The 15,340-nt window shown below is 55.7% G+C and carries 16 protein-coding genes; 14 read left to right on the top strand and 2 right to left on the bottom strand.

Annotation, left to right across the window (positions count from 1 at the left end):
• Positions 1-87 precede the first annotated feature (87 nt).
• Positions 88-1,314, top strand: a complete 1,227-nt coding sequence (locus MPRO_RS22770) for an argininosuccinate synthase (protein WP_067298602.1) — start codon at positions 88-90, stop codon at positions 1,312-1,314.
• Between the two features lie 245 nt (positions 1,315-1,559).
• Here the strand turns inward: MPRO_RS22770 and MPRO_RS22765 are convergent, their stop codons facing one another.
• On the bottom strand, positions 1,560-2,372 hold the full coding sequence (locus MPRO_RS22765) for an inositol monophosphatase family protein (protein WP_067298601.1): 813 nt from the start codon (positions 2,370-2,372) through the stop codon (positions 1,560-1,562).
• A gap of 133 nt (positions 2,373-2,505) precedes the next feature.
• Between MPRO_RS22765 and MPRO_RS22760 the strand changes: the two genes are divergently transcribed.
• From MPRO_RS22760 to MPRO_RS22715, 10 genes are all read left to right on the top strand, one after another.
• Positions 2,506-3,240 (top strand): RNA methyltransferase, encoded by a 735-nt coding sequence (locus tag MPRO_RS22760; RefSeq protein ID WP_067298600.1) that lies wholly within the window; start codon positions 2,506-2,508, stop codon positions 3,238-3,240.
• A gap of 126 nt (positions 3,241-3,366) precedes the next feature.
• A complete protein-coding gene (gene iscR, locus MPRO_RS22755; RefSeq protein WP_067298599.1) occupies positions 3,367-3,867 on the top strand; it encodes a Fe-S cluster assembly transcriptional regulator IscR in 501 nt (166 codons plus the stop codon).
• 23 nt (positions 3,868-3,890) lie between these two features.
• Positions 3,891-5,105 carry an IscS subfamily cysteine desulfurase gene (locus MPRO_RS22750; protein WP_067298598.1) on the top strand — a complete coding sequence of 405 codons (1,215 nt, stop codon included), beginning with the start codon at positions 3,891-3,893 and terminating at the stop codon, positions 5,103-5,105.
• Between the two features lie 31 nt (positions 5,106-5,136).
• Complete coding sequence (iscU, locus tag MPRO_RS22745; RefSeq protein ID WP_020683723.1) at positions 5,137-5,520, top strand: Fe-S cluster assembly scaffold IscU; 384 nt, start codon at positions 5,137-5,139, stop codon at positions 5,518-5,520.
• A gap of 58 nt (positions 5,521-5,578) precedes the next feature.
• Complete coding sequence (gene iscA, locus MPRO_RS22740; RefSeq protein WP_067298597.1) at positions 5,579-5,902, top strand: iron-sulfur cluster assembly protein IscA; 324 nt, start codon at positions 5,579-5,581, stop codon at positions 5,900-5,902.
• A gap of 20 nt (positions 5,903-5,922) precedes the next feature.
• Positions 5,923-6,456 (top strand): Fe-S protein assembly co-chaperone HscB, encoded by a 534-nt coding sequence (gene hscB, locus MPRO_RS22735; protein ID WP_067298596.1) that lies wholly within the window; start codon positions 5,923-5,925, stop codon positions 6,454-6,456.
• Positions 6,457-6,471: 15 nt separating this feature from the next.
• Complete coding sequence (gene hscA, locus MPRO_RS22730) at positions 6,472-8,352, top strand: Fe-S protein assembly chaperone HscA (protein WP_067298595.1); 1,881 nt, start codon at positions 6,472-6,474, stop codon at positions 8,350-8,352.
• On the top strand, positions 8,352-8,690 hold the full coding sequence (fdx, locus tag MPRO_RS22725; protein WP_067298594.1) for an ISC system 2Fe-2S type ferredoxin: 339 nt from the start codon (positions 8,352-8,354) through the stop codon (positions 8,688-8,690). The genes hscA and fdx overlap by 1 nt, the downstream gene beginning before the upstream one ends.
• A gap of 14 nt (positions 8,691-8,704) precedes the next feature.
• A complete protein-coding gene (iscX, locus tag MPRO_RS22720; protein ID WP_102136353.1) occupies positions 8,705-8,905 on the top strand; it encodes a Fe-S cluster assembly protein IscX in 201 nt (66 codons plus the stop codon).
• A gap of 292 nt (positions 8,906-9,197) precedes the next feature.
• The gene (locus MPRO_RS22715) at positions 9,198-10,802 is read left to right on the top strand and encodes a tetratricopeptide repeat protein (protein ID WP_067298593.1); all 1,605 of its coding nucleotides are present in this window, start codon (positions 9,198-9,200) and stop codon (positions 10,800-10,802) included.
• Here MPRO_RS22715 and MPRO_RS22710 read toward each other — a convergent pair.
• A complete protein-coding gene (locus tag MPRO_RS22710; RefSeq protein ID WP_245635185.1) occupies positions 10,767-11,180 on the bottom strand; it encodes a hypothetical protein in 414 nt (137 codons plus the stop codon). The two genes, MPRO_RS22715 and MPRO_RS22710, sit on opposite strands and share 36 nt — an antisense overlap.
• 37 nt (positions 11,181-11,217) lie before the next feature.
• Between MPRO_RS22710 and MPRO_RS22705 the strand changes: the two genes are divergently transcribed.
• The 3 genes from MPRO_RS22705 to MPRO_RS22695 are packed head-to-tail and all read left to right on the top strand — an operon-like array spanning position 11,218 to position 15,307.
• Entirely contained in the window at positions 11,218-13,338 is a 2,121-nt protein-coding gene (locus tag MPRO_RS22705) for a type I secretion system permease/ATPase (protein ID WP_173645541.1), read from the top strand.
• A gap of 9 nt (positions 13,339-13,347) precedes the next feature.
• Complete coding sequence (locus MPRO_RS22700; protein ID WP_067298591.1) at positions 13,348-14,673, top strand: HlyD family type I secretion periplasmic adaptor subunit; 1,326 nt, start codon at positions 13,348-13,350, stop codon at positions 14,671-14,673.
• A gap of 1 nt (position 14,674) precedes the next feature.
• Positions 14,675-15,307: a helix-turn-helix transcriptional regulator gene (locus MPRO_RS22695; RefSeq protein WP_067298590.1), complete on the top strand. Its 633-nt coding sequence runs from the start codon at positions 14,675-14,677 to the stop codon at positions 15,305-15,307.
• Positions 15,308-15,340: the final 33 nt, after the last annotated feature.

Here is a 15,340-nt window from a genome sequence, read left to right as displayed (position 1 = left end):
CGCCAACAGATTCTTTGCTCGGTTGCTGTCGTGGTGGGCCTTTGTGCTCGCTACCGGCTGTCGGGTGATCTCATGTGGAGCCAATAGATGTCGGATATTAAAAAGGTTGTGCTGGCCTACTCCGGCGGACTTGATACGTCTGTTATCGTCCGCTGGTTGCAGGATACCTATAATTGCGAGGTAGTTACCTTTACCGCTGATCTGGGGCAAGGTGAAGAGGTTGAGCCTGCGCGTGCCAAGGCAGAAGCTCTGGGTGTAAAGGAAATTTACATCGAAGACCTGCGTGAAGAGTTTGTGCGTGACTTCGTATTCCCGATGTTTCGTGCTAATACTGTGTACGAGGGTGAGTACCTGTTGGGCACTTCCATTGCGCGTCCGCTGATTGCCAAGCGGCTGATTGAAATTGCCAATTCAACCGGCGCTGATGCTATTTCCCATGGCGCGACCGGCAAGGGTAACGATCAGGTGCGTTTTGAGTTGGGTGCTTACGCGCTTAAGCCTGGTGTCAAAGTGATTGCGCCCTGGCGCGAGTGGGATCTGACGTCCCGTGAAACTCTGATGAAGTATTGTGAAGAGCGCAATATTCCGGTCGATTTCGCTGGCAAGAAGAAAAAATCTCCGTACTCCATGGATGCCAATCTGCTGCATATTTCCTATGAGGGTGGTGTGCTGGAAGATCCCTGGGCGGAAGCTGAGGACGATATGTGGCGCTGGTCGGTATCGCCTGAGCAGGCGCCTAATGAGGCGACCTACCTTGAATTGACCTACGCCAAGGGCGATATTGTTGCTATTGATGGTGAGGCTATGTCTCCGGCGACCGTGCTGGAAACGCTGAACCGGATTGGTGGTGCCAACGGTATAGGGCGACTCGATATCGTTGAAAACCGTTTTGTCGGCATGAAGTCCCGTGGCTGCTATGAAACGCCGGGTGGCACCATCATGTTGCGTGCTCACCGTGCCATCGAGTCCATTACGCTGGATCGTGAAGCTGCGCATCTGAAAGATGAGCTGATGCCGCGTTATGCTGAAACCATCTATAACGGTTTCTGGTGGTCTGAAGAGCGCAAGATGATGCAGCAGCTTATCGATTACAGTCAGCGTCACGTGAATGGTGATGTGCGTCTGAAGCTGTACAAGGGTAATGTCGAGGTTGTTGGCCGTCGCTCTGTCGATAGTCTGTTTGATGAAAGTATCGCTACTTTTGAAGACGATGCTGGATCCTACGATCAGAAAGATGCAGAGGGCTTCATCAAGCTGAATGCGCTGCGCATGCGTATTGCAGCGAGCAAGGGTCGTAATCTGCTGGAAGACTGATCAGTATCTGGCTCTTAAAGCCAGTAGCGGGTTCTGATGTTTGTTGTCTGGGCTCTGTTGCTCGTCTGAGGCTTTAGCAGAATCCGGAATCCACCCTGTGGGTTCCGGATTTTTTATGCGCTTGAGTCGGGAGTGTTGCTGGCGAGGTCGAGAGTAGGGCGTCGGACACAAAAAAAATGCCAGGCGGTGAGTGTCACCGACTGGCATTTTTGTAGGCGCAGGCTTTTAAATAGTGCCGGGTGCCGCTATTTCAGCGATTCGTTCAGGGTTGGGCGAATGCTTTGCAGCAGGGCCTTGAACATTTTCGGGTTGCCGGCTACTACATTGCCGCTAGTGCGATAGCCGGTACCGCCGGTGAAGTCGCCGATCAGGCCGCCAGCTTCCTGTAGTAGCAGCATGCCTGCTTCAATTTCATTCTGCTGCAGGCCGATCTGGAAAAAACCGTCCAGGCGTCCTGCGGCGGTGTAGGCCAGGTTCAGGGCGGGGGAGCCGCCGTTGAAGGTCTTGCCGTCTGCCAGGATGATGTTGCGGAACATCTCCTGAAATTCGTTCAGGTGGAGCTTGTCGCTGTTGCGACCGATAAAGCCGGTGCCGATCAGTGAGCCCTGGATGGCTTTGCGATTGCTGACGCGCAGGCGCTTGCCGTTGAAGTGGGCGCCATAACCGCGGCTGCAGGTAAATTCTTCACCGGCCATGGGGTTCAGGACTATGGCGTGCTCGATCTTGCTGCTGCTGTGACCGGACATGCTGATGGCAAAGACGGGCAGGCCGTTGGCGAAGTTGGTGATGCTGTCGATCGGATTGATGTTCCAGGTGAAGGATGGACCTTCCTGCTGTGGTGCGTGCTCCCCTGAGTATTCACCGACGATGGTGTGGCTCGGGTAAGCCTTCTGAATCGTGTGCACGATGGTCCGCTCGGCCTGTACACAGGTCTCGTTCAGGAATTCAGCAACGCCTTGTTGCTCGGATTTAATCAAATCAAGGCGCTCTACGGCACGTGCGATTTGCTCTCCTGCAAGACGCGCAGCGCGCAGGGCAATGTTTACCATCGGTTGCATCAGTAGGGACCTAATATGTAGCGAGCCAAAACCCGGTATTATACAAAATCTGTGGCCTTGGAATAACACTAATTCACCTAAAACGGCTTGTTCTGTTAAAATATCGCCCCCCTCGAACCTACAGGCGCGAAAAATGCTCGAGAATATCCGCATTGTGCTGGTCAATACCTCCCATCCGGGCAACGTTGGCGGCGTGGCCAGGGCGATGAAGAATATGGGGTTGTCTGACCTCTGTCTGGTTGCCCCCAATGACTTTCCGAGTGAGGCCGCGGTGGTGCGTGCGTCCGGCGCAACCGACCTGCTGGATAATGCCCGCATCGTGCCTGAGCTCACCGATGCCGTGGCGGACTGTCATCTGGTGATTGGCGCCAGTGCCCGTGGTCGTCACATTCCCTGGCCGGTAATAGACCCGCGGGAAATGGCGGCGATTGTCTCTGAAGTGCGTCCGGAGCTGCGTGTTGCCATCGTTTTTGGGCGCGAAGATCGGGGTTTGACCAATGAAGAATTGCACTGCTGTCATCATCACGTGCATATCCCATCGGTTGAGGGATTCAGTTCGCTCAATCTGGCGGCGGCGGTGCAGGTTATTGCCTACGAGTTGCGCATGATGGCGCTGTCAGGTGTTGCGGTTGAGAAACCGCGCTGGGGTACACCCTGGGATATCGACCTGGCTGACAGTGGCGAGATTGAGCGGATGTTTGAGCACCTGGAGAGCACCCTGGTTGATATCGAGTTCCTGAATCCGGAGAATCCCCGTCAGCTGATGCCCCGGCTGCGTCGTCTGCTGTTGCGTGCGGTGCCGGACAAGGTCGAAGTCAATGTGCTGCGAGGCATTCTGACTGCGGTCAACAAGAAGGTCGGTGGTTGAGATGCAGCGCCTATAGCTGGCGCCAGTCGCATATTAGCCGACTGTTTTAGTAGGTTAAATAGTTGATCGTTTTCGTCGGCTATTGCATAATGCTTGCACGAGTCGCCCGGTGTCGAGAGGAAACTTATGCGATTGACCACCAAAGGCCGTTATGCAGTTACAGCGATGCTTGATTTGGCGTTGCACGCAGGAAAAGGCCCGATCAGTCTGGCTGATATTTCCGAGCGTCAGGGTATCTCGCTGTCTTACCTTGAGCAGTTGTTCGCCAAGCTAAGACGCAATGAACTGGTGCGCAGTGTGCGAGGGCCCGGCGGTGGTTATCAGCTGAGTCGTGATCAGGTACACATCAATGTGGCCGAAGTGATCGACGCGGTGAATGAGTCCGTTGATGCTACGGGTTGCCACGGCAGTGGTGACTGTCAGTCGGGTCAAACCTGTCTGACGCACCATCTGTGGTGCGATCTGAGCGAGCAGATTCATGCATTCCTGAGCAGTATCACTTTGCTGGACCTGGTCCAGCGCAAAGATGTACAGCAGGTTGCCAAGCGGCAGGATCGTCGTTATGTCGATCAGCTGATTATGAGTACGGGTGAAAAAACGCCTGCCGATCGCAAGGCGGCGGTGTAACCGATTTGTACCGGAGATAGAGAATGAAGTTGCCGATTTATCTGGATTATTCCGCCACCACCCCGGTTGACCCGCGGGTTGCGGAAAAGATGATTGAGTGTCTGACGATGGAGGGTAACTTTGGTAACCCTGCATCCCGCTCTCATCTGTTTGGCTGGAAGGCCGAAGAAGCGGTTGAAAATGCCCGCCGCCAGGTAGCTGATCTGATTAACGCCGACCCGCGCGAGATTGTCTGGACCTCCGGTGCGACCGAGTCCGACAATCTGGCGATTAAGGGCGCGGTGCATTTCTACCAGAAGAAAGGCAAGCACATCATCACCTCGCGCATCGAGCACAAGGCCGTACTGGATACAGCCCGTCAGCTGGAGCGCGAAGGTTTCGAGGTCACTTATCTGGACCCCAACAAGGAAGGCATTATTGAGCCTTCGGTCGTTGCGGATGCCATTCGTGAAGACACCATTCTGGTGTCCCTGATGCACGTGAATAATGAAGTCGGCACCCTGACTGATATCGCCGCTATTGGTGAAATCACTCGAGCCAAGGGCATCATTTTCCATGTTGATGCCGCTCAGAGTGCTGGCAAGGTTGCGATCGACATGTCCGCCCTGAAGGTTGATCTGATGTCCTTCTCGGCGCACAAGGTATACGGCCCCAAAGGCATAGGTGCACTTTATGTCAGCCGCAAGCCGCGTGTTCGCATTGAAGCTCAGATGCACGGTGGCGGTCACGAACGTGGCATGCGCTCCGGTACTCTGGCGACGCATCAGATCGTCGGGATGGGCGAGGCGTTTCGTATCGCCAAGCTGGAGATGGCGGCTGAAAATGAACGTCTGATCACCCTGCGTGATCGCCTGCTGGCGGGCGTCAAGGATATGGAAGAGGTTTATGTAAACGGATCTCTGACTCAGCGCGTACCGGGCAACCTGAACATCAGTTTCGCTTTCGTTGAAGGTGAGTCTCTGCTGATGTCACTGAAGGATCTGGCGGTGTCTTCGGGTTCTGCCTGCACCTCGGCGAGCCTGGAACCTTCCTATGTACTGCGTGCATTGGGTCTGAACGACGAAATGGCGCACAGCTCAATCCGTTTCTCCATCGGGCGCTTTACTACCGAAGACGATGTAGATCACGTGATCCAGGATATCCGTGGAGCGGTAGGCAAGCTGCGAGAGTTGTCTCCTCTGTGGGACATGTTTAAAGATGGCGTTGATTTGAGCAAGGTCGAGTGGGTTCACCACTAAGGCATCTGCGGACGAATAAGAGGATATAGTCATGGCTTACAGCGAAAAAGTTATAGATCACTACGAAAACCCGCGTAATGTCGGCAAAATGGACGCCGCGGATCATAGTGTAGGTACCGGCATGGTCGGCGCACCGGCCTGTGGCGATGTGATGCGTCTGCAGATCAAGGTCAGCGATACCGGCGTCATCGAAGATGCCAAGTTCAAGACCTACGGTTGTGGTTCTGCCATAGCATCCAGCTCCCTGGTGACCGAATGGGTCAAGGGCATGACGCTGGATCAGGCTGCTGAACTGAAAAACACCCAGATTGCTGATGAGCTGGCATTGCCGCCGGTGAAAATTCACTGCTCGGTGCTGGCTGAAGACGCGATCAAGGCTGCGGTTGCCGATTACAAGCAGAAGCAGGGTAAGTAAGGCTTCATCTATTCAGCTGTGGCGCCGTGTAACACGCGGCGCGGGGAAGTATTGACCTATGGCTATTACCATGACACCGGCCGCTGTCAAACACGTGGTCGGCTATCTTGAAAAACGTGGGCACGGTGAAGGCGTTCGTCTGGCCGTCCGCACTACGGGGTGTTCAGGCATGGCATACGTGCTTGAATTTGTCGATGACGTCGAGGCGCAGGACGAAGTGTTCGAGGCCAGCGGTGTCAAGGTTGTGGTGGATCCAAAGAGTCTGATTTATCTGGACGGTACAGAGCTGGATTATGTACGCGAAGGGTTGAACGAAGGTTTTCAGTTCAATAACCCGAATGTGCGTAATGAATGCGGTTGTGGCGAAAGCTTTAACGTCTGATCCAGTTCGTCCGGAGTCGCATGGATATCAAGCAAAACTTCTTTGAGTTTTACGGCCTGCCCGAGGTCTTTGATATAGATCTTGGGCTGCTGTCGCAGCGTCACCTTGAACTGCAAAAAAAACTCCATCCCGATCGCTTCGCCCATCTTTCCGACCAGGAACGCCGACTGTCCGCGCAGTACACAGCCTATCTGAATGAAGGCTATGCCACCTTGCGTGCGTCCTTGTTGCGGGCTCAGTATCTGCTCAAATTGCAGGGTATTGACACCCATAATGAGAGTAGTGCACCTATGGACCCTGTGTTCCTGATGCAGCAGATGGAGTTGCGTGAGCGGCTCGAAGATGCACCGCAGCATGCTGATCCTGAGTCTGAACTCGCTGCGCTGGATAAGGATGTCGAGCAGATGATGGCACCCTTGCAGGCCGAGTTTTGCAGTCAGATTACGATCCCCGCCGAAGCCTCGCTCCATGCCGCTGCTGCGGCCGTCAGGAAGATGCAGTTCCTGGATAAGTTGAGGCGTGAAATAGAGCGTCTTGAAGACGACTTGTACTGATTCTGAGTTGAACAAATGGCCTTGTTGCAAATAGCTGAACCCGGACAGAGCCCGGATCCCCACAAGCGCAAGCTCGCGGTGGGTATTGATCTGGGTACCACAAATTCACTGGTCGCGACGGTTCGCAGTGGCGAATCGGTGACTCTGCCAGATGAGCAGGGGCGGCATACGCTGCCATCCGTTGTGCGTTATCTTGCCGAAGGCGGGCCCGTAGTGGGTTATGACGCCCATGCCCAGACGGTTGCTGACCCCTTCAACACCATTCAGTCCGTCAAGCGCCTCATGGGGCGCGGTGTTACTGATATCAAGAAGCTGGGCGATGAGTTGCCTTACCGGTTTGAGCGTCTGGACGAGGGCATGCCCTATCTGTCGACGGCCGCCGGTGTGAAGAGCCCGGTGGAAATCTCCGCGGATATTCTGCGCACCTTGCAGCGCCGCGCCGAAGATTCCCTGGGTGGCGAGCTGACAGGTGCCGTGATTACGGTGCCAGCCTATTTCGATGATGCACAGCGTCAGGCCACCAAGGACGCGGCGACTCTGGCGGGGCTTAAGGTGCTGCGCCTGCTGAGCGAGCCGACTGCGGCTGCCGTGGCCTACGGGCTTGATGAGGCTGCGGAAGGCGTGATCGCGGTTTATGACCTGGGCGGCGGCACTTTCGATATCTCCATTTTGCGCCTCAGCAAGGGTGTGTTCGAGGTCATGGCGACCGGTGGCGACAGTGCTCTGGGTGGAGATGATCTGGATCTGGCGCTGGCCAACTGGTTGGTGGGTCAGCTGGGCGTTGCCCGTGGCTTGGGTTCGGCAGATGCACGTTACCTGACAGAACAGGCGCGCAGCATCAAGGAGCGCCTGACTGATGAGCCCGTGGTTGAGGCGCTGCTTGCTGTTGCCGGTGTCGAGAAGCATGTCTGTATCGACCGGGACCAGTTTGGTGAGCTTATCCATGACCTGGTCGCACGCACCATTCGGGCTTGTCGACGTGCCCTGAAAGATGCGGGTGTTAGCGTGGCGCAGGTGCAGGATATCGTCATGGTGGGTGGCTCGACGCGAGTACCCCAGGTACGCGAGGCCGTACAGCAGTTTTTTGGCAAGGCACTGCGAACCGATATAGATCCGGATCGCGTGGTGGCGCTGGGTGCGGCACTGCAGGCTGATGTGCTGGCGGGTAACAAGCCTGACAGCGATATGCTGCTGCTGGACGTTATTCCGCTCTCCCTGGGGCTGGAAATCATGGGCGGGCTGGTTGAAAAGCTGGTACCTCGCAATACCGCGATTCCAGTCGCCAAGGCACAGGAATTCACCACCTATCAGGATGGCCAGACGGCCATGGCGATTCACGTGCTGCAGGGCGAGCGCGAGCTGGTTGACGACTGCCGCTCACTGGCACGCTTTGAGTTGCGAGGCATTCCGGCCATGGCTGCCGGTGCTGCCAAAATACGCGTGACCTTCCAGGTGGACGCTGATGGCCTGTTGAATGTGGAGGCCAAGGAGCTGTCCTCTGGTGTCGAGAGTCGAATCCAGGTCAAGCCGTCCTACGGTCTGAGTGATGTCGAGATTGAGCGCATGCTAAAGGAATCCTACAGCTTCGCGCAGGACGATCTGGTGTTGCGCAATCTGCGCGAACAGCAGGTGGATGCAGATCGTTTGCTGCACTCGCTGGAGCAGGCGCTGATCGAGGACGGTCCTGCATTGCTGACGCAGGCAGAGCGTGAGGTTCTGCAGGCCGCCATGATGCAGCTGCAGGAGGTGCGTGCCGGGTCTGATCACCGCGCCATCGAAAGTGGTGTAAAAGCGTTGGCTGTCGCCAGTGACGAGTTCGCCTCGCGCCGGATGGATGCCAGTATTCAGCGTGCTCTGCAGGGGCACAATATTGATGAAATCGAGGAGAGTCGTTAATGCCGCAGATTATATTCCTGCCCCACGCGGATCTGTGCCCGGAAGGCAAGGTTATTCAGGTGGAACCGGGTGTGACCGTCTGTGATGCGGCTCTGGCCAATGGCTTGGAAATTGAGCATGCGTGCGAGAAATCCTGCGCCTGCACTACATGCCATATTATTGTGCGCGAAGGTTTTGTCTCTCTGAATGAGGCGGATGAGCTGGAAGAAGACATGCTCGACAAGGCCTGGGGGTTGGAGCCGGAGTCGCGGCTGAGCTGTCAGGCACTGATTGGGGATGAAGATCTGGTTGTCGAGATTCCCAAATACACCATCAATCAGGTTTCTGAACGGCACTGATCCAGGAGGCTAGTGTGGGAATAAAGTGGGTAGATGTTAACGATATAGCCATCGAACTGTGTGAACGGTTCCCTGATATAGATCCCATTACGGTCAGCTTTCCGGATTTGTATCGCTGGGTTATGGAGCTTGAGGGGTTCGATGATGACCCGAATCATTGCGGCGAGAAAATCCTCGAAGCCATTCAGATGGCCTGGATAGAAGAGCAGGACTGAACAAGCCCGTCTTCGAGCGCTTTTACAGAATCCGGTATTCCTTGTGGGATACCGGATTTTTTGTGGCTGTTTGGCAGCTTGCTGCGCTGTGGCATCGTTGATCGGTACATCTTGTTTATGCGTAGACCTCTACTATGGACGGTGCTGTGATAGCGCCCGTTAAGGTCGAAGCTGCGTTGGGTGGAAGGCGGGCGTGCGGGTTCCGCTTGGGGTGAGATTGCTTGTCGCACGGCTTTTGGTCAGTCTTGTGGTTCTGTGGTAGCGTGTCAGCAGCTTCCATTTTGTTGAATACATGAATAAATACTTTGCTGCAAAGACGGCGCTGATTGTCGACAGCAATCGGGCTGATCTTGGCGCATTGCGTGATATCTTTGGGCAGTTTGGTCTGGCGACTGTTGCCGTAGCGCCATCGGCCAATATGGCGTCGAGCTATCTGCAGGCGCAGACATTCGACTTTTGCATCGTTGCCCATGATCTGGGGCGAGGGGAAAAGAGCGGATTGCAGATAGTGCAGGAGGCCCTGCTCGACGGCTATCGCCATCGCCGCACGATCTTTGTGCTTTTGGCTGCGGCGCCCCAGGCATTGCAGTGTGCCGGTTTGGTTGATTATGCGCCGGATATCTGTTTGCCCAAGCCCCTGGATAGAGTCAGGGCGCAGGAGCGACTGGAAAAACTGGTACAGCTGAAACGGGTGCTGGCCCCAATCGACAGCCTGCTTGAGCAGGGGCACTGGGCGACCGCGCTCAGTGAGTATGAGAAGCTGGGTGAGCGCTTTCCGGGGCTGCAGGGTTTGTTGTCTCGCTTGCGGGGTCAGCTTCTGCTTCGGCTGGGTAATTTCGATGCTGCGAGAGATCTGTTTGCGAGCCTTGGGGTACGGCAGTCGCAGCGGTGGGTCACGGTTGGGCTGGGTCGTGCGCTCTACGGGCTCGGCGATTATGTCAAAGCGCGGCAATGGCTTGAGCGGGAGGACGAAAAGACGCCGCTATCCCCTGAGGTCTGTTTGCCTCTTGCTCGCAGCCTGAGAATGGAGGGGCAGCGCCCCGCGGCACTAGCTCTGCTGCGCAAGGCTTTGATTCAGAATCCGGCCATGGCGCAGCTGCAGGCTGAGCTGGGTAGCATGCAGGGGCAGTCGGGCGACTGGGATTTGGCGACTGCTGCCTATAGAGAGGCTGTGCGTTACGCGCGCTTTTCACCCTTTCAGTGCGTCGAATATTACTGTGCCCTGGTGCGTGCGCTGTTGTCTCAAATCGATGGATTGGGCACAGAGCGTTCGGTCGCCGCCGAAACAGAGGCCGTTCAGACTCTTGAAAATCTGTTGCGGGACTTTCAGGATGACCCTGCAACCGTTGTGCGTGCAAAGCTGATGAGCGTTGAGGTCTATCTTGCCAGCGGAAACAGGCAGATGGCGGATCAGGCGGCGCGGGATGCGTTTCGCCGCTTTGAGGCGCTGGAGCTTTCTGAGCAGCTGCTGTTGCCCGACCTGCTGGTGGATACGCTTGAGCAAAGCTGTATGGCGGATGTGGCGCAGACTGCCCGCCGGGAGGCAATTCGACAGATGTCACGTCTGGGCTGGGGGCGATGTAATTTGGCGGGCATGCTTAGCTATCGCAAAGGAGACTTTGCCGCAGCCTATGAGCAGTTTTGTACGGCGGACGAGCTTTGCCCAGGTAACCCGAGCATTGTGCTTAATCTGGTGCAGTCGGGGCTGGAGCTGGCGCGCTCGGCCCCCGATCAGTTCCAGCCACTGGTGTGTCGCTGTAATGACGCACTCAGCGTAATCCACTTTGGTGCTCTGGGAAATCGTCAGCGGGAACGCTGTCGCAGCCTGTGGTTGCGACTTGAGGCGTTATACGGTGATCACTCAGAGCCAGGATTCGTCGTCCTCGATGAGGATTGAAGGGGTCTGCAGGGTGTCAGATGTTTTGGTGTCTGGCCCAGGCGATTCTGATTGGATAATGCTGCGCGCCAGTTTGCGGCTGAGTAGCTTTTTCTGCGAAGCGAGCGGGAAGTCCGTAAACAGAATCAGATTTTTGGAGATAAGAATCTCGATCATGTCCTCAATAATACGAACAGTACTGACATCGGACTGGTCGAGAAAATCTTCGGCCGAGAACTCTTCGTCGTTGATTGACAGGAATTCCAGAACTTCCCTGTTTTTTACGTCTACGGCCTGCAAACCGGGCCGGACAGATTCGGTCAGGCCAATGATGCGGCCCTCCGGGTTTCTTATGGCATAGAGCATCAGAGTCAGGGATATCAGGTAGTTAGGTTGCATGCTAGTATGTAGGCCGCGTTCCGAGCAGGTCAAGGACATGGAAGAAATTCAAGACCCCCTTCTGAGTTGTCTGGTTGAGCTTAGTAAGCAGAATCACAATCCGTTGTCGGCGGCAGTGCTTAGTGCTGGGCTGCCACTAGAGGCTGGTCGGTTGACACCCAAGCTGTTTGTGCAGGCGTCCAAACGCGCCGGTCTTGCAGCACGGGTATTGCAGCGCCCACTGGCTGAGATAACTCCGCTGGTACTGCCTGTAGTGCTGATACTCGAAGGCGGTCAGGCCTGCATACTGCAGGAACTGGATGCTGAGGATGGCTCGGCCTTTATCATTCAGCCCGAAAGTGGCGGCAAGCATCGTATTGGTTTAAGCGAACTTGAAGAGCACTATACCGGCTTTGCCATTTTCGTGCGGCTGGAGTATCGCTACAGCGAACGTGTATCCAAGGTGCTTGCGGATCGGGAAGGACACTGGTTCTGGGGTACGCTAAAGCGTTCAGTGGCTATATATAGGGATGTGCTGCTGGCGTCCCTGATGATAAACCTGTTTGTGCTAGCCAGTCCGCTATTCGTGATGAACGTTTATGACCGGGTGGTGCCGAATGCGGCTATTGAAACCCTGTGGGTGCTGGCGATTGGCCTGTTCGTGGTGTATATCTTCGATTTTGGCCTGAAAATGCTGCGCGCCTACTTTATCGAAGTGGCGGGCAAGAAAACCGATATTCTGTTGTCGGCACTGTTGTTTGAAAAGGTGCAGGCCATCAAATATGGCTCCATGCCGCGTTCTGTCGGTTCCTTCGCCAATAATCTGCGCGAATTTGAAAGTATTCGCTCAATGCTTAGCTCCACCGTAAATACGGTGCTGATCGATATTCCCTTTGCACTTATATTCCTTGGGGTCATCGGCCTGATTGGTGGGCCGCTGGTTATTGTGCCGGTGGTGGCTATTCCGATTATTTATATTTTCTCGCTAATTGTGCGCCCGCGTCTGCGAGAGTCCGTTGAAAAAACCTTTGAGTCAGCCTCTCAGAAAAACTCTATCCTGATTGAAACCCTGACGGCTATGGAAACCGTGAAAACGCAGCGTGCCGCCTCACCGCTACAGTTGCGCTGGGAGCAGGCCGGCGGTTATATCGCTCGCTGGGGTTTACGCTCTCGGATGCTGTCGTCGTCAGTGGTCAATTTTGCCGGCCTGGTGCAACAGTTAACCTCAACCGCGCTGGTGATCTTCGGTGTTTATCTGATCAGTGAAAACGAGCTGACCCTCGGTGCCCTTATCGCCAGTGTCATTCTGGCCGGCCGGGTTATCGCGCCCATGGGGCAGCTGGCGGGGCTTATTACCAATTTTCACCAGGCCTCCACGGCACTGAAAACACTGAATCAGATCATGGATATGCCGGAGGAGCGGGAGAATGACCGGCACTTCGTGCATCGCCCGGTACTCAAGGGCGCAATCGAATTTAATCAGGTGTCGTTCGCTTACCCTGGAGAGCAGCAGAAGGTACTGGATCAGGTGTCCTTTCGCCTGCAAGCTGGGGAAAAGGTCGCGCTCATTGGTCGTATTGGCTCTGGGAAATCCACGATTGAGAAGCTGCTGATGGGGCTTTACAGTCCGACCGAGGGCGCCATCCGCATTGATGGTATCGACATCAGTCAAATTGACCCTGTCGATCTGCGCCGTCACTTGGGCTACGTGCCGCAGGACATCATGCTGTTTGCCGGCAAGCTGCGGGATAATATTACCCTGGGCTCACCCCATGCCACCGACGAGCAGGTGGTGCGGGTAGCGGAGCTGTCGGGCGCGGACCATTTTATCAACCGTCATCCGCTGGGCTTTGACATGCAGGTGGGGGAGCGCGGCGCGGCTTTGTCTGGTGGTCAGCGCCAAGCCGTGGCTGTATCGCGGGCGCTGATTCATGACCCCAGTGTGCTGGTGCTTGATGAGCCGTCCAATGCCATGGATAACGCCTCTGAAGAGTATCTGAAGAAGCAGTTAGCCAGCTATGCCAGCGAACGTAGCCTGCTGCTGGTTACGCACAAGATGTCGCTGCTGACGCTGGTGGATCGGCTGATCGTGATTGACGGGGGCAAGGTGGTGGCTGACGGGCCCAAGCAGGCCGTGCTGGATGCGCTGAAGCAGGGCCGCCTGCAGATCCGGACCTAGGGAACTGACATGAAAAGCATCGCCAAACAGCAGGACATCCAGTTCATGACCAGCATCAGTGAGGCCATGCTGGAGCAGACACCGCGCAGTGCCCGGGTTCTGCTCTGGGCTATGGCACTGTTTGTGCTGCTTGCGGTGCTCTGGGCCAACTGGGCCGAGCTTGATGAGATCAGTCGCGGAGAGGGCGAAATTATCCCGTCGCGCCAGTTGCAGGTGATACAGAACCTGGAAGGCGGTATCGTCTCCGAAATTCTGGTACGTGAAGGCGACCTGGTCGAGCGGGGGCAGGTACTGCTGCGTATAGACGATACCCGCTTTGCCAGCTCTTTTAACGAGAGTCAGGTGCGCGAGTTCGAGCTGGTTGCCAAGGTGGTGCGGCTGCAGGCCGAAGCGGATGGGGCGCCCTTTGTTGCGCCCGACAATTATCCAGTGCAGTTCACGCTACAGCTGGAGCGTGAGCGCAACCTCTATCGGGCCCGCGAGCAGGAGCTGCGAGCGAACCTGGCGGTGACAGAGCGTCAGCTTGAGCAGCGGCAGCAGGAGCTGCGTGAGGCCCGGTCCAAGGAAGAACAGATCCGCAGCAGCTACAGCCTGATGCTGCAGGAGCTCGATATCATGCAGCCGCTGGTGGGTGAGGGCGTGATTTCTGAAGTCGAGTATCTGCGTCTGCGCCGCCAGGTCAATGACATGAAGGGCGAGCTGGCCGGTATTCGCCTCAGTGTGCCCCGGATAGAGGCGGCGATTTCCGAGCATCGCAGCCGTCTGAATGAAGGCGAGTTGCAGTTTCGCTCCAAGGCCCGTGCCGAACTGAATGAAATGAGCGGCGAGCTGGCCCGCCTTAAGGAAACGCTGCAGGGCATGCAGGACCGTATTACCCGCACCGAAGTGCGGTCGCCGGTCAAGGGTACGGTCAAGCAGCTGCTGGTAAATACTGTCGAAGGTGTGGTTCAGCCTGGCGATCAACTGCTGAATATAGTGCCCTGGGAGGACCGCTTGCTGGTTGAGGCGCGGGTGCGTCCAGCCGATATTGCCCAGATTCGGGTCGGACTACCGGCAAGGGTAAAAGTTTCTGCCTATGACTTCTCCATTTATGGTGGACTGGATGCTACCGTGGAGTTTGTTTCACCGAGCACCATACTCGATGAGGAAAAGCAGGCCTATTATCTGGTGCGTCTTGAAACCAAGCAGCCTTATCTGGGGCCTGCGGACAAGAAACTCCCGTTGATTGCTGGCATGACAGTGAGTGTTGATATTCTGACAGGGAAGAAAACAGTAATGGATTACATTTTGAAGCCGATACTTAAAGCCCGGGATCGGGCTTTCACGGAACGCTGACATGCATCTTGGTTTTTTTTCAGTACAGACGAATGTTGCGAGCCGGTGGGGGCGTCTGCTCTCTGAATATCAGGTGCGCCAATTACAGGTGGAGGAACTCGCTGAAGGGCTGCCGGGTGGTCTTATGCTGCTGCATCTGGATTCGGTAGCGCCGCAAGCGCGCCGTGATCTGCTACAGCGGCTCGAATCGATGCAGCAGCTGTTCGTTATTATGGCGGATCGTCCGCAGAATGATGAAGGTATTCGGTTGCTGGCTCAGGGTGCCAGGGGTTACGCCAGTACCTTTATTACCGGCTCACTTATGCAGCAGTTGCTAGAAACGGTGTGGCGTGGTGATATCTGGGCCACGCCCGCTGTGATGCAGCAATTGCTCAAGCGGCTGTTAAATGGTCATCCTTCATCCTTATTATCGGTACAGTCTGAAAAAGTAGGTCTGGCCGCTGATTTGAGTGAGCGGGAGCAGCAGGTGCTGGATATACTCATGACAGGTGCGTCAAACAAGCATATTGCGAGAGAATTGCAGATCACGGAGCGAACTGTAAAGGCGCATACAAGTGCCATACTAAGGAAAACTGGGGCTGGAGATCGGGTTTCTCTGATTCTGATGGCGCAGGAACGACACACAATTCATTGAACGGTAGGCGTAAGTCGCTGCCAAGGAGATTCG

Origin of the sequence: Marinobacterium profundum, from assembly GCF_001528745.1 — a bacterium.
Classification (GTDB): domain Bacteria; phylum Pseudomonadota; class Gammaproteobacteria; order Pseudomonadales; family Balneatricaceae; genus Marinobacterium_A; species Marinobacterium_A profundum.
The sequence above is the reverse complement of the archived record's forward strand: the minus strand, read 5'-3'. Positions and strand labels throughout refer to the sequence as shown.

Excerpts from the sequence above, each read along its gene's own strand:
- MPRO_RS22765 (WP_067298601.1), bottom strand. The coding sequence starts at position 2,372 with ATGCAACCGATGGTAAACATTGCCCTGCGCGCTGCGCGTCTTGCAGGA.
- MPRO_RS22750 (WP_067298598.1), top strand. The coding sequence starts at position 3,891 with ATGAAGTTGCCGATTTATCTGGATTATTCCGCCACCACCCCGGTTGAC.
- iscA (WP_067298597.1), top strand. The coding sequence starts at position 5,579 with ATGGCTATTACCATGACACCGGCCGCTGTCAAACACGTGGTCGGCTAT.
- iscR (WP_067298599.1), top strand. The coding sequence starts at position 3,367 with ATGCGATTGACCACCAAAGGCCGTTATGCAGTTACAGCGATGCTTGAT.
- MPRO_RS22760 (WP_067298600.1), top strand. The coding sequence starts at position 2,506 with ATGCTCGAGAATATCCGCATTGTGCTGGTCAATACCTCCCATCCGGGC.
- MPRO_RS22700 (WP_067298591.1), top strand. The coding sequence starts at position 13,348 with ATGAAAAGCATCGCCAAACAGCAGGACATCCAGTTCATGACCAGCATC.
- iscU (WP_020683723.1), top strand. The coding sequence starts at position 5,137 with ATGGCTTACAGCGAAAAAGTTATAGATCACTACGAAAACCCGCGTAAT.
- MPRO_RS22705 (WP_173645541.1), top strand. The coding sequence starts at position 11,218 with ATGGAAGAAATTCAAGACCCCCTTCTGAGTTGTCTGGTTGAGCTTAGT.
- MPRO_RS22715 (WP_067298593.1), top strand. The coding sequence starts at position 9,198 with ATGAATAAATACTTTGCTGCAAAGACGGCGCTGATTGTCGACAGCAAT.
- MPRO_RS22710 (WP_245635185.1), bottom strand. The coding sequence starts at position 11,180 with ATGCAACCTAACTACCTGATATCCCTGACTCTGATGCTCTATGCCATA.
- MPRO_RS22770 (WP_067298602.1), top strand. The coding sequence starts at position 88 with ATGTCGGATATTAAAAAGGTTGTGCTGGCCTACTCCGGCGGACTTGAT.
- fdx (WP_067298594.1), top strand. The coding sequence starts at position 8,352 with ATGCCGCAGATTATATTCCTGCCCCACGCGGATCTGTGCCCGGAAGGC.
- MPRO_RS22695 (WP_067298590.1), top strand. The coding sequence starts at position 14,675 with ATGCATCTTGGTTTTTTTTCAGTACAGACGAATGTTGCGAGCCGGTGG.
- hscB (WP_067298596.1), top strand. The coding sequence starts at position 5,923 with ATGGATATCAAGCAAAACTTCTTTGAGTTTTACGGCCTGCCCGAGGTC.
- hscA (WP_067298595.1), top strand. The coding sequence starts at position 6,472 with ATGGCCTTGTTGCAAATAGCTGAACCCGGACAGAGCCCGGATCCCCAC.